13 protein-coding genes are annotated in these 14439 nt (G+C 65.8%); 11 read left to right on the top strand and 2 right to left on the bottom strand.

Annotated elements, in window-relative coordinates; genetic code table 11:
- Positions 1-120: 120 nt before the first annotated feature.
- The 4 genes from groL to VZC37_RS05875 all read left to right on the top strand — a co-directional run bounded on the left by groL (position 121) and on the right by VZC37_RS05875 (position 4564).
- The gene (gene groL, locus VZC37_RS05890) at positions 121-1746 is read left to right on the top strand and encodes a chaperonin GroEL (RefSeq protein ID WP_330431465.1); all 1626 of its coding nucleotides are present in this window, start codon (positions 121-123) and stop codon (positions 1744-1746) included.
- A gap of 291 nt (positions 1747-2037) precedes the next feature.
- A complete protein-coding gene (locus VZC37_RS05885) occupies positions 2038-2745 on the top strand; it encodes a glycoside hydrolase family 16 protein (RefSeq protein ID WP_330431464.1) in 708 nt (235 codons plus the stop codon).
- A 52-nt stretch (positions 2746-2797) separates the two neighbouring features.
- Positions 2798-3613, top strand: a complete 816-nt coding sequence (locus VZC37_RS05880; RefSeq protein WP_330431463.1) for a tyrosine-protein phosphatase — start codon at positions 2798-2800, stop codon at positions 3611-3613.
- A gap of 78 nt (positions 3614-3691) precedes the next feature.
- Positions 3692-4564: a hypothetical protein gene (locus VZC37_RS05875; protein WP_330431462.1), complete on the top strand. Its 873-nt coding sequence runs from the start codon at positions 3692-3694 to the stop codon at positions 4562-4564.
- Between the two features lie 11 nt (positions 4565-4575).
- On the opposite strand, the gene VZC37_RS05870 is transcribed toward VZC37_RS05875, so the two are convergent.
- Positions 4576-5091 (bottom strand): PaaI family thioesterase, encoded by a 516-nt coding sequence (locus tag VZC37_RS05870; protein ID WP_330431461.1) that lies wholly within the window; start codon positions 5089-5091, stop codon positions 4576-4578.
- Positions 5092-5172: 81 nt separating this feature from the next.
- Between VZC37_RS05870 and VZC37_RS05865 the strand changes: the two genes are divergently transcribed.
- The 7 genes from VZC37_RS05865 (at position 5173) to VZC37_RS05835 (ending at position 10398) form a co-directional block, all read left to right on the top strand.
- Positions 5173-5793 (top strand): TetR/AcrR family transcriptional regulator, encoded by a 621-nt coding sequence (locus tag VZC37_RS05865; RefSeq protein WP_330431460.1) that lies wholly within the window; start codon positions 5173-5175, stop codon positions 5791-5793.
- Between the two features lie 97 nt (positions 5794-5890).
- A complete protein-coding gene (locus tag VZC37_RS05860; protein WP_330431459.1) occupies positions 5891-6565 on the top strand; it encodes a DUF4166 domain-containing protein in 675 nt (224 codons plus the stop codon).
- A gap of 62 nt (positions 6566-6627) precedes the next feature.
- Positions 6628-7068, top strand: coding sequence for an SRPBCC family protein (locus VZC37_RS05855; RefSeq protein WP_330431458.1), 441 nt, complete (start codon positions 6628-6630; stop codon positions 7066-7068).
- Positions 7069-7193: 125 nt separating this feature from the next.
- On the top strand, positions 7194-7709 hold the full coding sequence (locus tag VZC37_RS05850) for a DUF6764 family protein (RefSeq protein ID WP_330431457.1): 516 nt from the start codon (positions 7194-7196) through the stop codon (positions 7707-7709).
- 116 nt (positions 7710-7825) lie between these two features.
- On the top strand, positions 7826-8764 hold the full coding sequence (gene ppk2, locus VZC37_RS05845; RefSeq protein WP_330431720.1) for a polyphosphate kinase 2: 939 nt from the start codon (positions 7826-7828) through the stop codon (positions 8762-8764).
- Positions 8765-8804: 40 nt separating this feature from the next.
- Positions 8805-9623: a hypothetical protein gene (locus tag VZC37_RS05840; RefSeq protein ID WP_330431456.1), complete on the top strand. Its 819-nt coding sequence runs from the start codon at positions 8805-8807 to the stop codon at positions 9621-9623.
- 97 nt (positions 9624-9720) lie between these two features.
- On the top strand, positions 9721-10398 hold the full coding sequence (locus VZC37_RS05835) for an AAA family ATPase (RefSeq protein WP_330431455.1): 678 nt from the start codon (positions 9721-9723) through the stop codon (positions 10396-10398).
- A 1799-nt stretch (positions 10399-12197) separates the two neighbouring features.
- Here the strand turns inward: VZC37_RS05835 and VZC37_RS05830 are convergent.
- On the bottom strand, positions 12198-14258 hold the full coding sequence (locus VZC37_RS05830) for a prolyl oligopeptidase family serine peptidase (protein ID WP_330431454.1): 2061 nt from the start codon (positions 14256-14258) through the stop codon (positions 12198-12200).
- Positions 14259-14439: the final 181 nt, after the last annotated feature.

Below are 14439 nucleotides of genomic sequence, written 5' to 3'. Positions count from 1 at the left end.
CTGTGAGTGCCAGGTCGGGACGGTGAGACCGGTACCGAATGACACACCGGTCGTCCGTCGCGGGCACCGAGTCCGGCCATAGATACCTGGTGTCACCCCCTATCGGAGGATCACTTACCCATGGCCAAGCAAATCGCGTTCGACGAAGAGGCCCGCCGCGGTCTCGAGCGTGGCCTCAACAGCCTCGCCGACGCAGTAAAGGTGACGTTGGGACCCAAGGGTCGCAACGTCGTTCTGGAGAAGAAGTGGGGCGCCCCCACGATCACCAATGACGGTGTGTCCATCGCCAAGGAGATCGAGCTCGAGGACCCCTACGAGAAGATCGGCGCCGAGCTCGTCAAGGAAGTCGCCAAGAAGACCGACGACGTCGCGGGCGACGGCACCACTACCGCCACCGTTCTGGCTCAGGCGCTCGTCCGCGAGGGCCTGCGCAACGTCGCTGCCGGCGCCAACCCGATGGGTCTGAAGCGCGGCATCGAGAAGGCCACCGAGGCCGTCACCGAGGCCCTCCTGAAGAGCGCCAAGGAGGTCGAGACCAAGGAGCAGATCGCTGCCACCGCGGGCATCTCGGCCGGCGACCCGTCCATCGGCGAGCTCATCGCCGAGGCCATGGACAAGGTCGGCAAGGAAGGCGTCATCACGGTCGAGGAGGCTCAGACCTTCGGCCTGCAGCTCGAGCTCACCGAGGGCATGCGCTTCGACAAGGGCTACATCTCGGGCTACTTCGTGACCGACGCCGATCGTCAGGAAGCGGTCCTCGAGGACCCGTACATCCTGCTCGTGTCGGGCAAGGTCTCGACCGTCAAGGATCTGCTGCCGCTGCTGGAGAAGGTCATCCAGGCCGGCAAGCCGCTGCTGATCATCGCCGAGGACGTCGAGGGCGAAGCCCTGTCGACCCTGGTCGTCAACAAGATCCGCGGCACCTTCAAGTCCGTCGCCGTCAAGGCCCCGGGCTTCGGTGACCGTCGCAAGGCCATGCTGGCCGACATCGCCATCCTCACCGGTGGCGAGGTCATCAGCGAAGAGGTCGGCCTCTCGCTGGAGAGCGCCGGCATCGAGCTGCTCGGCACCGCCCGCAAGGTCGTCGTGACCAAGGACGAGACCACCATCGTCGACGGCTCGGGTGATGCCGACGCCATCGCCGGTCGCGTGGCGCAGATCCGCAGCGAGATCGAGAACAGCGACTCCGACTACGACCGTGAGAAGCTGCAGGAGCGCCTGGCCAAGCTGGCCGGCGGTGTTGCGGTCATCAAGGCGGGCGCGGCCACCGAGGTCGAGCTCAAGGAGCGCAAGCACCGCATCGAGGACGCCGTCCGCAACGCGAAGGCTGCCGTCGAAGAGGGCATCGTCGCCGGCGGTGGCGTGGCCCTGCTGCAGTCCGAGCCGGCCATCGAGGGGCTCACGCTCTCCGGTGACGAGGCCACTGGCGCCAACATCGTCAAGGTTGCGCTGTCGGCCCCGGCCAAGCAGATCGCGATCAACGCGGGCCTCGAGCCCGGTGTCGTCGCCGACAAGATCCTCAACTCCAAGCTGGGCACCGGCCTCAACGCCGCCACCGGCGAGTACGAGGACCTGCTCAAGGCCGGCATCAACGACCCGGTGAAGGTCACCCGCTCGGCGCTGCAGAACGCAGCCTCGATCGCGGCTCTGTTCCTCACCACCGAGGCCGTCGTCGCCGACAAGCCGGAGAAGAACCCGGCCCCGGCCATGCCGGGTGGCGACGAGATGGGCGGAATGGGCTTCTGATCCAGAAACCCAGGCTTCGCCTTTCGTGAACCAACTGGACCCGGTCACCATCAGGTGGCCGGGTTCAGTGCTGTTCGGGGCCTCCCGGTTCAGGCCGCACGGTGACATCCCCGCGCACCCCGCGGTTCGCCATCTCCAGGTCCTGCTTGCGATTGTCGCAATTCGGACACGCGTACCAGATTCCGCTGCTACGTTCTCCCTGTGATCAGTCCGACATCAGCGGTTCCTGTTCTCAACGCCCACAATCTGATTCGCGGCATACTCGTCGTACTCCTGACTTCGCTCGGAGTGGTGGCGGGCAACGACCGCGCGGCCGGAGCGCCGTCGACCGGACCAACGCCGGTGGCGGCCGGCAAGTGCCCCGCGAGCGCGGCGGACACACACGGATGGGGGAGCCCCGCGCGATCCGACGACTTCACCGGTTCTGCGTCGTTGAACAACTGGCACCTCTACGACGGTCCCGGACACGACGGCAACGGCCGTCGCACACCCGATGCGGTGTCGGTCTCGGGCGGTGACCTGGTCATCCGTTCCGACCTGCGCGGAAACTCGGGTGGACTCACACCACGATGGGTCGGCCAGAAATACGGACGCTGGGAGATCTGTGCGCGCTCCACGATGGCGGCGTCCACCTGGCACCCGGTGGCCCTGCTGTGGCCGGTCGCCGAGGACTGGCCGGTCGGCGGCGAGATCGACTTCATGGAGATCTCGGATCCGTGGCGTCAGCGCGTCGAGTACAACCTGCACTACGGCGCGGCCAACCATGTCGAACAGCACGTGACCAGGGTCAACGCCACCCGCTGGCACAGCTGGGCCGTAGAGTGGACCCCGCAACGGATCGCGGTCTACCGGGACGGGCAGCGCTGGGCGACCAGCACCGACACCCGACGGCTCCCACCCCGACCGATGCGTCTGGCCCTCCAACTCGACCACTTCGGCGGCCCCACCTTCCCGACGGGAGCCATGTTCGTCGACTGGGTGAACGTCTACGGTCTGTGATGTCGATACGCTCGAGTGCGTCGCATCGGACACGTTCTGCCACGATGAACCCATGACCGAACGCAGCGTCGACCGCCTCGAACTCACCACCGTCGCCAATTTCCGGGACGTCGGCGGGGTCGAAACCGCCGACGGGCGGCGGGTGGCGATCGGTCGGGTGTTCCGATCGGCCGCGCTGCACGACGCGTCTGACGCCGACCGCGCATTCCTCTCGGGGCTCGGTATCCGCACCGTCTTCGACCTGCGTTCGGTGGCGGAGACCGATGCCGAGCCCGACCCGACGATCGACGGAGCCGTCGGCGTGCACCTCGACGTACTCGCCGACGCCGAGTCGGTGAGCGCCCCCGCCAATCTGGACAAGGTGCTGTCCGATCCGGAGACGGTTGCCGCGGCCAACGAGAAGCTCGCCGACGGCAGTGGCGTCGAGCACATGTACGGCGCGTACCGCGATCTCGTGAACCTGCCCAGCGCACAGAAGTCCTACCAGGGGCTGTTCACCCAATTGCTCGACGGCGCTGCGCCCGCGCTCTTCCACTGCACCGCCGGGAAGGACCGGACCGGTTGGGCGGCAGCGTCTTTCCTGACGATCCTGGGCGTCGACCGCGACGCCGTCTACGCCGATTACCTGCTCACCAACGACATGTTCCTGCCCGCGATCGGGCACGTGTTCGACGGATTCGAGGCCGCAGGCGGCAATCCCGACCTGCTCCGTCCGCTGCTCGGGGTACAGGCGGCGTATCTCGACGCCGCATTCGCCGAGGTCGACGATCGCTTCGGGACGTTCGAGAACTACTTCGCCGAGGGATTGGGCATCGATGCCGACGGGCAGCGAGCCCTCCGCGACAAATACCTCGACGCGGGCCAGTAGCCGGCACGAACAGTCTCGAGCCCCGGCTTCCTGCCCAATGACCTGCGACGATGCCATAGCGGCCGTACGATTTGTCGTGTGACATCCGCATCGGGCGGCTCCGCACATCCGGCCAGGGGCTCGTCGCTCGTGCGTGCCTTCGTCAACTCGCCGCTGTCCGGGTTGGCGCCGTGGATTCTGATGGCGGTGCTGAGCGGGCCGGGCCGATTCGAGGAATCGGTCTCGGCGGCACTCGGTCTGGCGTTGCTCGTCCTCTTCGCGAGTTGGCGTCTGGGCAACTCGATCAAGCTGCTCGAGTGGTTCGACGTCGCGTTCTTCGCGGTCCTGTGCGGGATCGGGCTGTTCGCGTCGCCGTCCATGATCACCTGGCTCGAGCTCTGGGCCGGAGAGATCGTCAATCTCGCGCTGGTCTCGTTCGCGCTCGGTTCGGTCCTGATCCGGCGGCCGTTCACCCTTGAGTACGCCAAGGAGCAGACGCCCGAAGAGTTCTGGGATTCACCGATCTTCATCCGGACCAACTACGTGATCACGTGTGCGTGGGTGGCCGCGTTCGGCGTATCGGCCATCGCCGGACTCATCGGCGATGCGGTGCTCGGCACCTCGGACAACTTCTGGCTCGGATGGATCATCCCGATCGGCGCCACGGTGTTCGCGATCGCGTTCACCGAGTTCTATCCCGACTATGGTCCGCCCAGGGCGATGCAGCAGATGGGCCTCGACACCGACCCGCCTGTATCGATTGCCCGGCTCTTCGATTGGGTGCCGGTCTTTGTGCTCATCGTCGGGATCGCCGGTCTGGTCACCGATGCCACGACCAACGTGCTCGGGTGGATTCTCGTCGTGGTGGGTGCGGTCGGAATCCGGTTGATGCACAGGTTCTTCCCCGATGCGAAGAAGTCAGGGACCGGCGACGACGGGGCATCGGCCCCAGACGTCCCCGCCCGCCCCTGACTCACGCCCGGTCAGCGGAACACGATGCACGTGGTGGTGCCGTGCGCGACGAGCTTGCCGTCGTCGGAGAACACCTTGCCCTCGGCGGTCGCGGTGCGTCCGCCGACGTGGATGACATTTCCGGTCGCGGTCAGGTCGCCCGCATCGGTCGCCACCGAGCGGATGTAGTTGATCTTCAACTCCAGCGTCGTGTACCCGACCCCGGCGGGCAGGGTGGTGTGGACTGCGCAACCCATCACCGAGTCGAGCAGCGTCGCGCAGATCCCGCCGTGCACGGTGCCGAGCGGGTTGGCGAAGTCGGCCTGCGGGGTGACGGCGAACGTCACCGACCCTTCATCGATCTCCTTCGGCGTCATGCCGAGTAGTCGGCCGATGCTGGGTCGCGAGTCCCGATTCGGGTCGTTCATCCACGCGCGGAGAAGGTCGAGTCCGGACATGGAAAGGGGATCGACGGGGGAGGGGGAATCTGCGGCGGGGGATTCGACCGAAGTCTGCGGTGAGGTCGTCATGATTATGTATGGTTGCATAGAAGCCTGGGAATATGAAGGTCTGCATAGAACTGTGGCCGTGAACACTCGGCCGGGCTTTGCGAACGCGAGGAGTGAGCGATGACATCGGACCCGACGTCGGTGGCGTCCGGGACAGCTGCCAACCGGGGCCCGCGGGACCGGATGGTGGTGCATGCCGCCGATCTGATCGGTCGTGACGGTGTCGCGGCCACCTCGATCGGAGACGTCATCGCGGCGAGCTCCGCGCCGCGCGGCTCGATCTATCACCACTTCCCGGGCGGCAAGACGCAACTGATGATCGAGGCGGTCCGGTACGGCGGCGACTTCATCTCGCACCGCATCAGCCGGGAGAGCTCGGCCACGCCGGCCGGGGCCGTCGCCGAAATCGGTGATGTGTGGCGTCGCATGCTGGTCAACACCGACTTCGAATTCGGTTGTCCGGTGCTGGCAGGTGGACTGGCGCGCCGATCGGAGCCCGAGGTCGCCGACGAGGCGGACGGCATCTTCGCGCGATGGACCGGGCTCATCTCGACCCGTCTGGTCCACGAGGGTGTGGAGATCGACCGGGCGGATTCGCTGGCGCAGTTGATCATCGCGGCCATCGAGGGCGCCGTCGGGCTCTGCCAGACCCGACGCAGCGTCGAACCGCTCGACCGCGTGATCGCCGAACTCGCCCGCCTCTGCGATTCGGCCGCCGCCGCGAGCGCAGGCCCGGCGTGACCGCCACCACACCGATCGAGTAGGTTCTTTCCCCAAAGCACGGGGCGTTTCGCGGTCCGACCGCGTCGACGCCGGGGTGAACGGGGAGGTTGAGGTCATGGCGCCGGTGTACCGGCAGATCCTGGGCTCGGATTTCGACCGGCTGCATCCCAACGTGGCGTGGCGGTACAGCATCGATTCGACATCGGGGGTGGCGCAGGTCGGCACGGGGATCTACGAGTCGGTCTACGTGACGTCCGCCCTGCCGCCGCCGTTCTTCTGGCATTACGCCAAGCGCAACGCGCTGCCGCCGAAGACGAGCCGGATGGTTCCCTTCACTCAGGGCCACTATTGCTACGTCGACGAGTTGGGGCGAGAGTGTCTCGCGGTGTTGCGCGCCTTCGAGTACACCAACGGCACCCGCAATCTGAACTCGCTGCTGGTGTCTGGCCGTGAGGGTCTCGTCGACTACTTCGGCGACGGGCCCGAACTCCTCTATCCGATCGAGCCGTCGGTGACCCGAGCGGGCGAACTGCTGCTCGAGAGCGGGCCGATGCGATGGTTGCGCGGACCCAAGCTCGGCATGAAGGGCATGTTCGCCACGCAGATGAAGTACATCGAGGGCTGGGACGAGTCGCGGCAGCGGTTCCGGTGCGACGCAACCGTACGCAACCCGGTGATCGGTGAGATCCTGCATTTCCGCGGCTGGTTCACCGCCGCCGATCAGCCGTGCACATTGCGTGACATACCCGATGAGGCCTGGCCATTGGAACTCGTCGACCGCGAGCATTGACCGTCCGCCGAAGCGTTCCGGTTCCACCCATCGAGGAATCGGGCGGAGGGTAGGTTCTTCCCATGGCTGTCTCCGCGAAAACCGAGTTCGATGTCGCCGCGCCCCCGTCCGTCGTGATGGAGGTGCTGATGGATGTGGCGTCCCTGCCGGAATGGTCGGGCCCGCACAAGGAAGCGGAGGTCCTCAGCGAGCACGATGACGGAGCGCCCCAGAAGGTTCGGGTGGTGGTGACCGCAGCCGGTATCTCCGACGAACAGACACTCGCCTACACGTGGACCGAGAACTCGTGCACCTGGGATCTCATCGAGGCGAATCAGCTGAGCGAACAGCATGGCGTCTACGTCGTCACGCCCACCGACGACGGCTCGCACGTGGAGTTCACCCTCGAGGTCGAGCTGAAGATCAAGATGCCCGGCCTGATCGTCAAACGCGCACAGAAGATGGCCGTCGACACCGCGCGTAAAGGACTGACCGCCGAGGTCGAGCGGCGCGCCGCGGGCTGAGTCCCACCCGCATTTCGCAGTGGTCGGGGAAGTCCACCCCGACCGCGGGTGACACCGCGCGATGAGTACGCTGATCTCACGCGCCGGATCGGTGTGTTCGGGTGGCGATCGAGGAGTCGAATACTATGCGTGTCAACAAACTTGGGGCTCGGGCCGCAGTGCTCGTATTCGGCGGGGCGGCGTGTGTCGCATTGGTCGGAATCGGTGGCGGCAACGCGTCGGCGAACACCTGTTCCGCCAACGACGGCCGGCAGATCGAACGCACCATCGCCAACGGTGGCTGCGGCGCGAAGGCCGGCCCCGGTAGCTCCGCATTCGCCGAGGACTCCAGCAACGCCGGCACCGCCGTCGCCGTCGCCGACAAGGGTGGCAACGCGACCGCGCGCAATCTGCAGCCGGGTTCGAGCGCACTCGCCGGGGCGACCACCCGCGGCACCGCGTTCTCGGTGACGACGGGTCCGCGTGCGCTGTCGGTGGCCCAGGCCCGCAACGGCGGTGTCACCGTCGCCGTCGGTGGATGGGGCGGACAGGCCATCGCCGGGCCCGACGGCGCCATCTGCCAGGGCGGCTTCGCCACCGCGTTCGACAGCACGACCGGCAAGGCGTGTCTGCACTCGGGAACGGTCGACCTGCACAACTGACGCCTGCGGACAACCCTCCTGCGCCCGGGGCGACGTCGCCTCGTTCACCTCGTCGCCACACAACGTTGGGGGCATACGCCTATCGTTGAGACGTGACTGAGCTAGAAGACCACGTGATGTCCGCCTCGGCGCAGGTGGGCCCCGACTTCAGTGTTCTCAACGGTCGTGAGGCCCTCCAGCATCTCGTCGACCTGCACGACACCACCCAGTTCACCGTCAACGACGATGACGACGACGATCCCGTGCTGTTGACACTGCCCGAGCGCAACGTCGTCGACACCTGGCGGCAGGACTACCCGTACGAGGAGCGGATGAGTCGCCGCGAGTACGAGGTCACCAAACGCCGGCTGCAGATCGAGTTGCTGAAGCTGCAGAAGTGGTCCAAGCAGACCGGCCAGCGGCATCTGCTCGTGTTCGAGGGCCGCGACGCCGCCGGCAAGGGCGGCACCATCAAACGGTTCAACGAGCACCTCAATCCCCGTGGTGCCCGGACCATCGCGCTGGAGAAGCCGAGCGAGCGCGAGTCCACGGAGTGGTACTTCCAGCGCTACGTGCAGCACCTGCCTGCGGCCGGCGAGATGGTCTTCTTCGACCGGTCCTGGTACAACCGGGCGGGAGTCGAGCGCGTCATGGGTTTCTGCACGCAGGAGCAGTACACCCAGTTCATCAAGCAGGTGCCCGCGTTCGAGCGGATGCTCGTCGACGACGGCATCAACCTGGTGAAGTTCTGGTTCTCGGTGACCCCCCTCGAGCAGCGCACCCGATTCGCCATCCGCCAGATCGACCCGGTACGGCAATGGAAGCTCTCGCCGATGGATCTCGCGTCGCTGGACAAGTGGGACGCCTACACCGAGGCGAAAGAGGCGATGTTCGCAGCCACCGACACCGACCACGCGCCGTGGACCGTGGTGAAGAGCAACGACAAGAAACGGGCCCGTGTCAACGCGATGCGCCACGTGCTGAGTCTGTTCGACTACGAGGGCAAGAACACCGAACTCGTCGGCGCCCCAGACCCGTTGCTGGTCGGACGCGCCCGCAACCTGGTCGGGGAATAGTCGCCGACGGATCGACGAGCATCCTGGGTAGCCTCGTGCTGTGCGGACATTCTTCAGTGGCCTCCTGACCGTCGTGGCGATGGTGGCGATCGTGCTCGCCTTCCCCTCGTTGTGGGTGAAGGAGCGTCTCGTCGATTCGGAAGGCTTCGTCACGACCATCACGCCGATGGCGCAGAACGAGCAGGTCCAGGACTACCTGGCTTCCCAGATCGCCGAGGAGGCCGCCGAACAGGTCGGCATTCCGGCGACGTCCGCGGTGGTCGAGCCCGCCGCCCGCGCGTACACGCACAGCGACCAGTTCGAAGCCGACTTCGTCGACGTGGTGTCGCAGCAGCACGCGTTCCTGTTCGACCAGGCTCCCGCCGGATCGGACACGACGACGATGCAGCTCGACATCACCGACATGGTGAACCGGGTCATCGAACAGACCGGGGTGGATGCGCGCGTATCCGGCCCGATTCTGGTGCCGCTGTCCGGAAGCAGCGGGTCGGGGCTCGAGGCGGGCAGGTATCACGAGGTGGGCCAACAGATCACCGCGATGGCATATCTGTCGTTGGTGGTCGCCGTCGTCGCCGGCCTGTTGGCGCTGCTGATCGCCCGGCGACGATCGACGGTGCTGGCGTGGCTCGGCGTGGGTGTCGTCGCGTCGGCGGTGTTCGCGTGGGCCGTGGCCATGTTCTTCGCCGATCGCGCCAAGGACGAGGTCGAGGCCGCCGAAGAGGGCGGAAGAGAGGTGTCGGCGGTCATCATCGACGGCGCGGCAACCGATCTGCAGGATCTGGCCTTGATCGTCGGCGCGGTCGGTTGCGGTGTCGTGGTGCTGGGGATCGTCGGGCGACTCGTGGTCGGTCGGCGGTAGTTCAGGTCGTCCGCCTGTTCTCGAAACTGGGGGTGACGCGTTGTTCGTCGAACGGGCAAGGGTGGGTGCTCGGGACGCGCCGATCGGCGGATCCTGGATGAAGGATGTGCCGTCGATCGCGGCGATCATCGATGGCGCCACATTGGAGTTCGGTTCGCCCATCACCTTCGTGGTGGGCGAGAACGGTTCCGGCAAATCGACGGTGGTCGAGGCGATCGGCGAGCAATTCGGACTCGACCCGCGCGGTGGCAGAGCCGGGATCACCGGCGGAAACCGAGATCTGCCCAAGAGTCCGCTGGGCGAGTTACTGACATTGGACCTGACATGGGCGGGGCAGAGTATGCGCCGCGCACCTCGGGAGGATCGGCAGGGCTTCTTCTTTCGCGCCGAGACCGTCATCGAGATGAACAGCCGTTTCACGGGAGTGCCGGGATACTGGGACGTCGATGTGGAACAGCAGAGCCATGGCGAGGGATTCATGCATATCCTGGAAACCATGCTGACCCGGGCCGGGTTGTACATCTTCGATGAACCGGAGACCGCATTCTCGTTTACCTCGACTCTGCGGTTCCTCGCGATTCTCACCGAACTCGCCGAGCACGGGTCCCAGGTCATCTGCGCCACGCATTCGCCGCTCCTCACCGCGACGCCGGGCTCGACCATCATCGAGATGACCGACGACGGACCGACTCTCGTTGACTGGCAAGATCTTTCCCTCGTACGTCACTGGCGCCGTTTCCTCGATGAACCGAACAGCTATCTGCGACATCTGTGACGCTTGGTGTTGGTCGCCTAGCTTGAAGCCGCGTTCTCTGCCGTTGGTCGAGTAGCTTCGAGCCGCACCTTTACCGCTGGTCGAGTAGCTTCGAGCCGCTAGGCGAGAAGTGTATCGAGACCTCGGTACCTCTTGAACCGTTGTGCGCCAATCTTGTCGGTGCCGACCGATACCCTGTTCTCAACGAATCAATGCGGGCATCCACACCGACGTCTTCGATGAATCATTCTTGTCGTACCCGCCCGATACTCTGACATCAGTTCTTCTCCACCGCATTCTCCGCAACCGATGCTCGCGAAAGGCGTTCCGTGTTCTCGTTTTCCGATCGGCCGGCCGATGAGCGGTTGTTGGCGTCGTCGGAGCCTGATGATCTGGTTCCTGGTTTGCGCGATGCGTTGCGGTTGAGTCGGCAGGCCGAGGCGCGGGTGGTGCTGGGGGCGTATCGGTTGGGGCTTTCGACGTACAACGAACGCCTGTTCGGGCAGGGGCCGGGTGGTCGGGTGCGGGCGCGTCAGCATGCCGAGCGTGCTGCGATCTCGGAGATCTCGTTGCGGTTGGGTGTGTCGCGCACGATGGCGGGGAAGTGGTCGCGTCTGGGGGAGATGCTGGGGGAGTTCCCGAAGATCCGTGAGGCGTATCTGGACGGTGATTTCAGCACGCATCGGATGTCGTTGTTGGTGCGGGCGGCTGCGGCGGCGCCGAAGGGTGATCTGCAGGAGCGGTTCGCCGAGGCCGCCGAGGATGCGATCGGGCACAACGACTCTCACGACGATCCCGCGCACGACAAGGATGCCGCCGACGAGGACGTCCTTGATGGGGTAGACCCGACGGCGGATGTTGGTGAGTCGGGCGGGGACGCCGATTCCGATGCCGACGCCACTACCGCCGATGATGTCGACGACGCTCCTGCCGACGATGCCGGTTCGGGCACCGGTGGGGTGTCGGTGACGTTTGAGGATATTGCTCTGGAGTTGGGTCATCGGGCGACGACGGATACGGTGTTGCGTGAGGATCTGGATTCTGCGGTGATCGGTCTGGATCCGGATGGTGCTGCGGAGAACCGTGAGGACATCTCCGAGGTCTACGCGAATGTGGTGCTCAGCAAGGAATCGTTCGGGCACATGAATCTCGAGGCGTGTATCCCGGCGGAGTATGGGGTGTTTCTGCAGGCGCGGATCGCTGCGTTGATCGCCGAGCGGGTGTGTCGGGCCGATGGTCGTCGGGTCGGGCAGCAGCGGGTGATCGCGCTGGCCGAGTTGATCGGTGTGCCGGGTGTCGAACTGCGCTGCGGGTGTGGTGTGGATGGTTGCCGGGCCGGAAAGTCCGACACTCGCAGCGCCGAGATCCGGAGACCCGACCTCGCCACCGAGACAATCGACACCTTGGACACAAGTGTCGCCGATGGCCGGGAAGGGCCAGGGGCCGGCGAACCGACGGCTGCGCCCAGCGAGGACGAGACTTCAAACCCGGTCGTCGAGATCGAGCCAGAAGTCGTGACGCCCCAACCTGTCAACGAGTCCGGTGAAGCCGAACCTACTACGGGCACAGTCGACTTCTCCATCGACGAAGCCGAAGCGGCTGCAGTTGCGGTCGATGAGAGCATCATCGGAGACACCACTGCCGGCGCCAGCATCGTCTACGTCGAACCCGCCGCCGTCAAGCGGATCGGCTACACGCCGCTCACCGATCGTTCACGAGGGCCGCCAAATCGGGCTTTCACGGCTGCCATCGGCGACCGGCGAACGCACCGCGCACTCCGACACGAACCCAGGTGGTTGGCCACACGGCAGGCCGCCTATTCACTCCTGCCCGAGAACCCGCCACAGGAACTCATAGGCCAACGCCGATTTGAATGCTGCCTGCTTGTTGTCCGCGGCTCCGCCGTGCCCACCTTCGATGTTCTCGTAGTACGACACCGAATGGCCGAGTTCCTCCAACCGCGCCACCAGCTTTCGGGCATGACCCGGGTGTACTCGGTCGTCGCGGGTTGACGTGGTGACCAGCAGTTCCGGGTAGGCCGCGTCGGCCCGAAGGTTCTGATAGGGCGAGAACGGTTCCATGAACGCCCACTGCTCGGGATCGTCGGGGTCGCCGTACTCGGCCATCCAGGATGCGCCGGCCAACAGCAGATGAAAGCGCCGCATGTCGATCAACGGGACCTGGCAGACCAGCGCACCGAACAACTCCGGGTAGCGGGTGAGCATCACGCCCATCAGCAGCCCACCATTCGATCCACCCTGCGCACCAAGCTGTTTCGGCGTCGTCAGCCCCTCGGACACCAGGGCCTTGGCGACGCTGGAGAAGTCCTCGTACACCTTGTGGCGTCCCGCTTTCTGCGCCTGGGTGTGCCACGACGGCCCGTACTCGCCGCCACCGCGGATGTTCGCGATGACGTAGATCCCTCCTCGCGCAACCCACCCGCGCCCGGCAATCGCCATGTAGCCCGGGGTCAGCGAGTTCTCGAAACCGCCGTACCCGTAGAGCAGGGTGGGCCCCGACTCGACACCGGCCCGTCGGACAACGAAGTACGGGACAGCGGTCCCGTCGTCCGACGTGGCGAAGCGCTGCTCGGCGACGACGTCGTCGGCATCGAAGAACGCCGGGGACTGCTTGATCACCTCGACCTCGCCACCCGACTGCCCGTACAGCAGGCTCGGTGGCGTGGTGAACGAATCGGCCGACCAGAAGATCTCGTCGCTCTCGTCGGGGTCGGTGTCGAGAACCGAGATGGTCGCCAGCGGCGGCAGACCGGGCGTCTCGAGCGGTTCCCACGTGCCGAGGGTCAGCGTCGTCACCTCGGTGTGCACGTCGTGCAGCGTGGTGAGGATGAGATGAGAAGCGGTGAACGAGTAGTCGGCGAGACTGGTGTGCGCGTCGGGCGTGAACAGGACCGTCGCATCACGGCCGCCGGCCAGATAGTCCGCGTAGTCGAAGACGAGCAGGCTTCCGGTGGGATAGGTGGTGTCGCCGATCGTCCAGTCCGACCGCGGCATCACGATCAGCCAGTCGAGTCGCACTCCCGAATGCGCATCGGTGGGAACGTCGATACGAATCCGCTCACCGTCACGCAACTCGTAGCGTTCGGCGTTGAAGAAATCGGTGGCACGGCTCGCGAAATGTCGCTCGTAGCCGGGGGTGCTGTCGTAGCCGGCTCCCGCGGAGACGTCGTCGACCTCGCCCGCGAACACCTCGACCGCGTCCGCCAGCGGGGTGCCCCGCGACCAGCGCTTCGTGATCCGCGGATACCCGGATGTGGTGAGAGCCGATGATCCGTCCGGCTGCTCACCGAAATCGGTTCCGACATAAACGGTGTCACGGTCGATCCAGCCGATGCTCGACTTGTTCTCGGGCAGCTCGAACCCGTCCGCGACCCAGGAGCGGGTCTCGATGTCGAACTCGCGGATCACCGTCGCGTCGGCGCCACCACGCGACAACGACACCAGCGCATGCCGGTACTCGGGACGCAGTACCGTCGCACCCGCCCACACCCAGTTCTCGTCCTCGGCGGCCGCGAGGGCGTCGACGTCGATCAGCACATCCCAGTCGGGCGAGTCGCTGCGATAAGACTCCAACGTGGTGCGTCGCCACAGGCCCTTGGGGTTGGTCGCATCGCGCCAGAAGTTGTAGAGATACTCGCCGCGACGTCTGACGTAGGGGATGCGATCATCCGTGTCGAGTACCTCCAGCGCCTCGGACTCGAGGGTGCTGAACCTGTCGCCGGACGCCAAATCCGCCACCGTCGGTTCGTTGTGGGCACGCACCCAGTCGAGCGCAGCGTCACCGGTGACGTCTTCGAGCCACACGTAGGGGTCATCCGGTGTGGCATCCGACGCGGTGGATGTCGGCTGTTCGGTACTCATGGATCTCCTCGTTCTCCGACGATCGCATCGTCGCGGCCACCCGTTGTAAGGTCCCGCGAGCCGTCCTCTCGCCAACCTATCGCGGCGATGAGATTCGGGGCGGGCCGAGGTCTACCCCGGTGTGCTGAACGAACGACGACGGGCCGAATCCGCACAACCACCGCGAGGCCGTTCACGGCTC

This window comes from Gordonia sesuvii, from assembly GCF_036350415.1.
Taxonomy (GTDB): Bacteria; Actinomycetota; Actinomycetes; order Mycobacteriales; family Mycobacteriaceae; genus Gordonia; species Gordonia sesuvii.
This window is presented reverse-complemented; position numbering and strand designations above follow the sequence as displayed.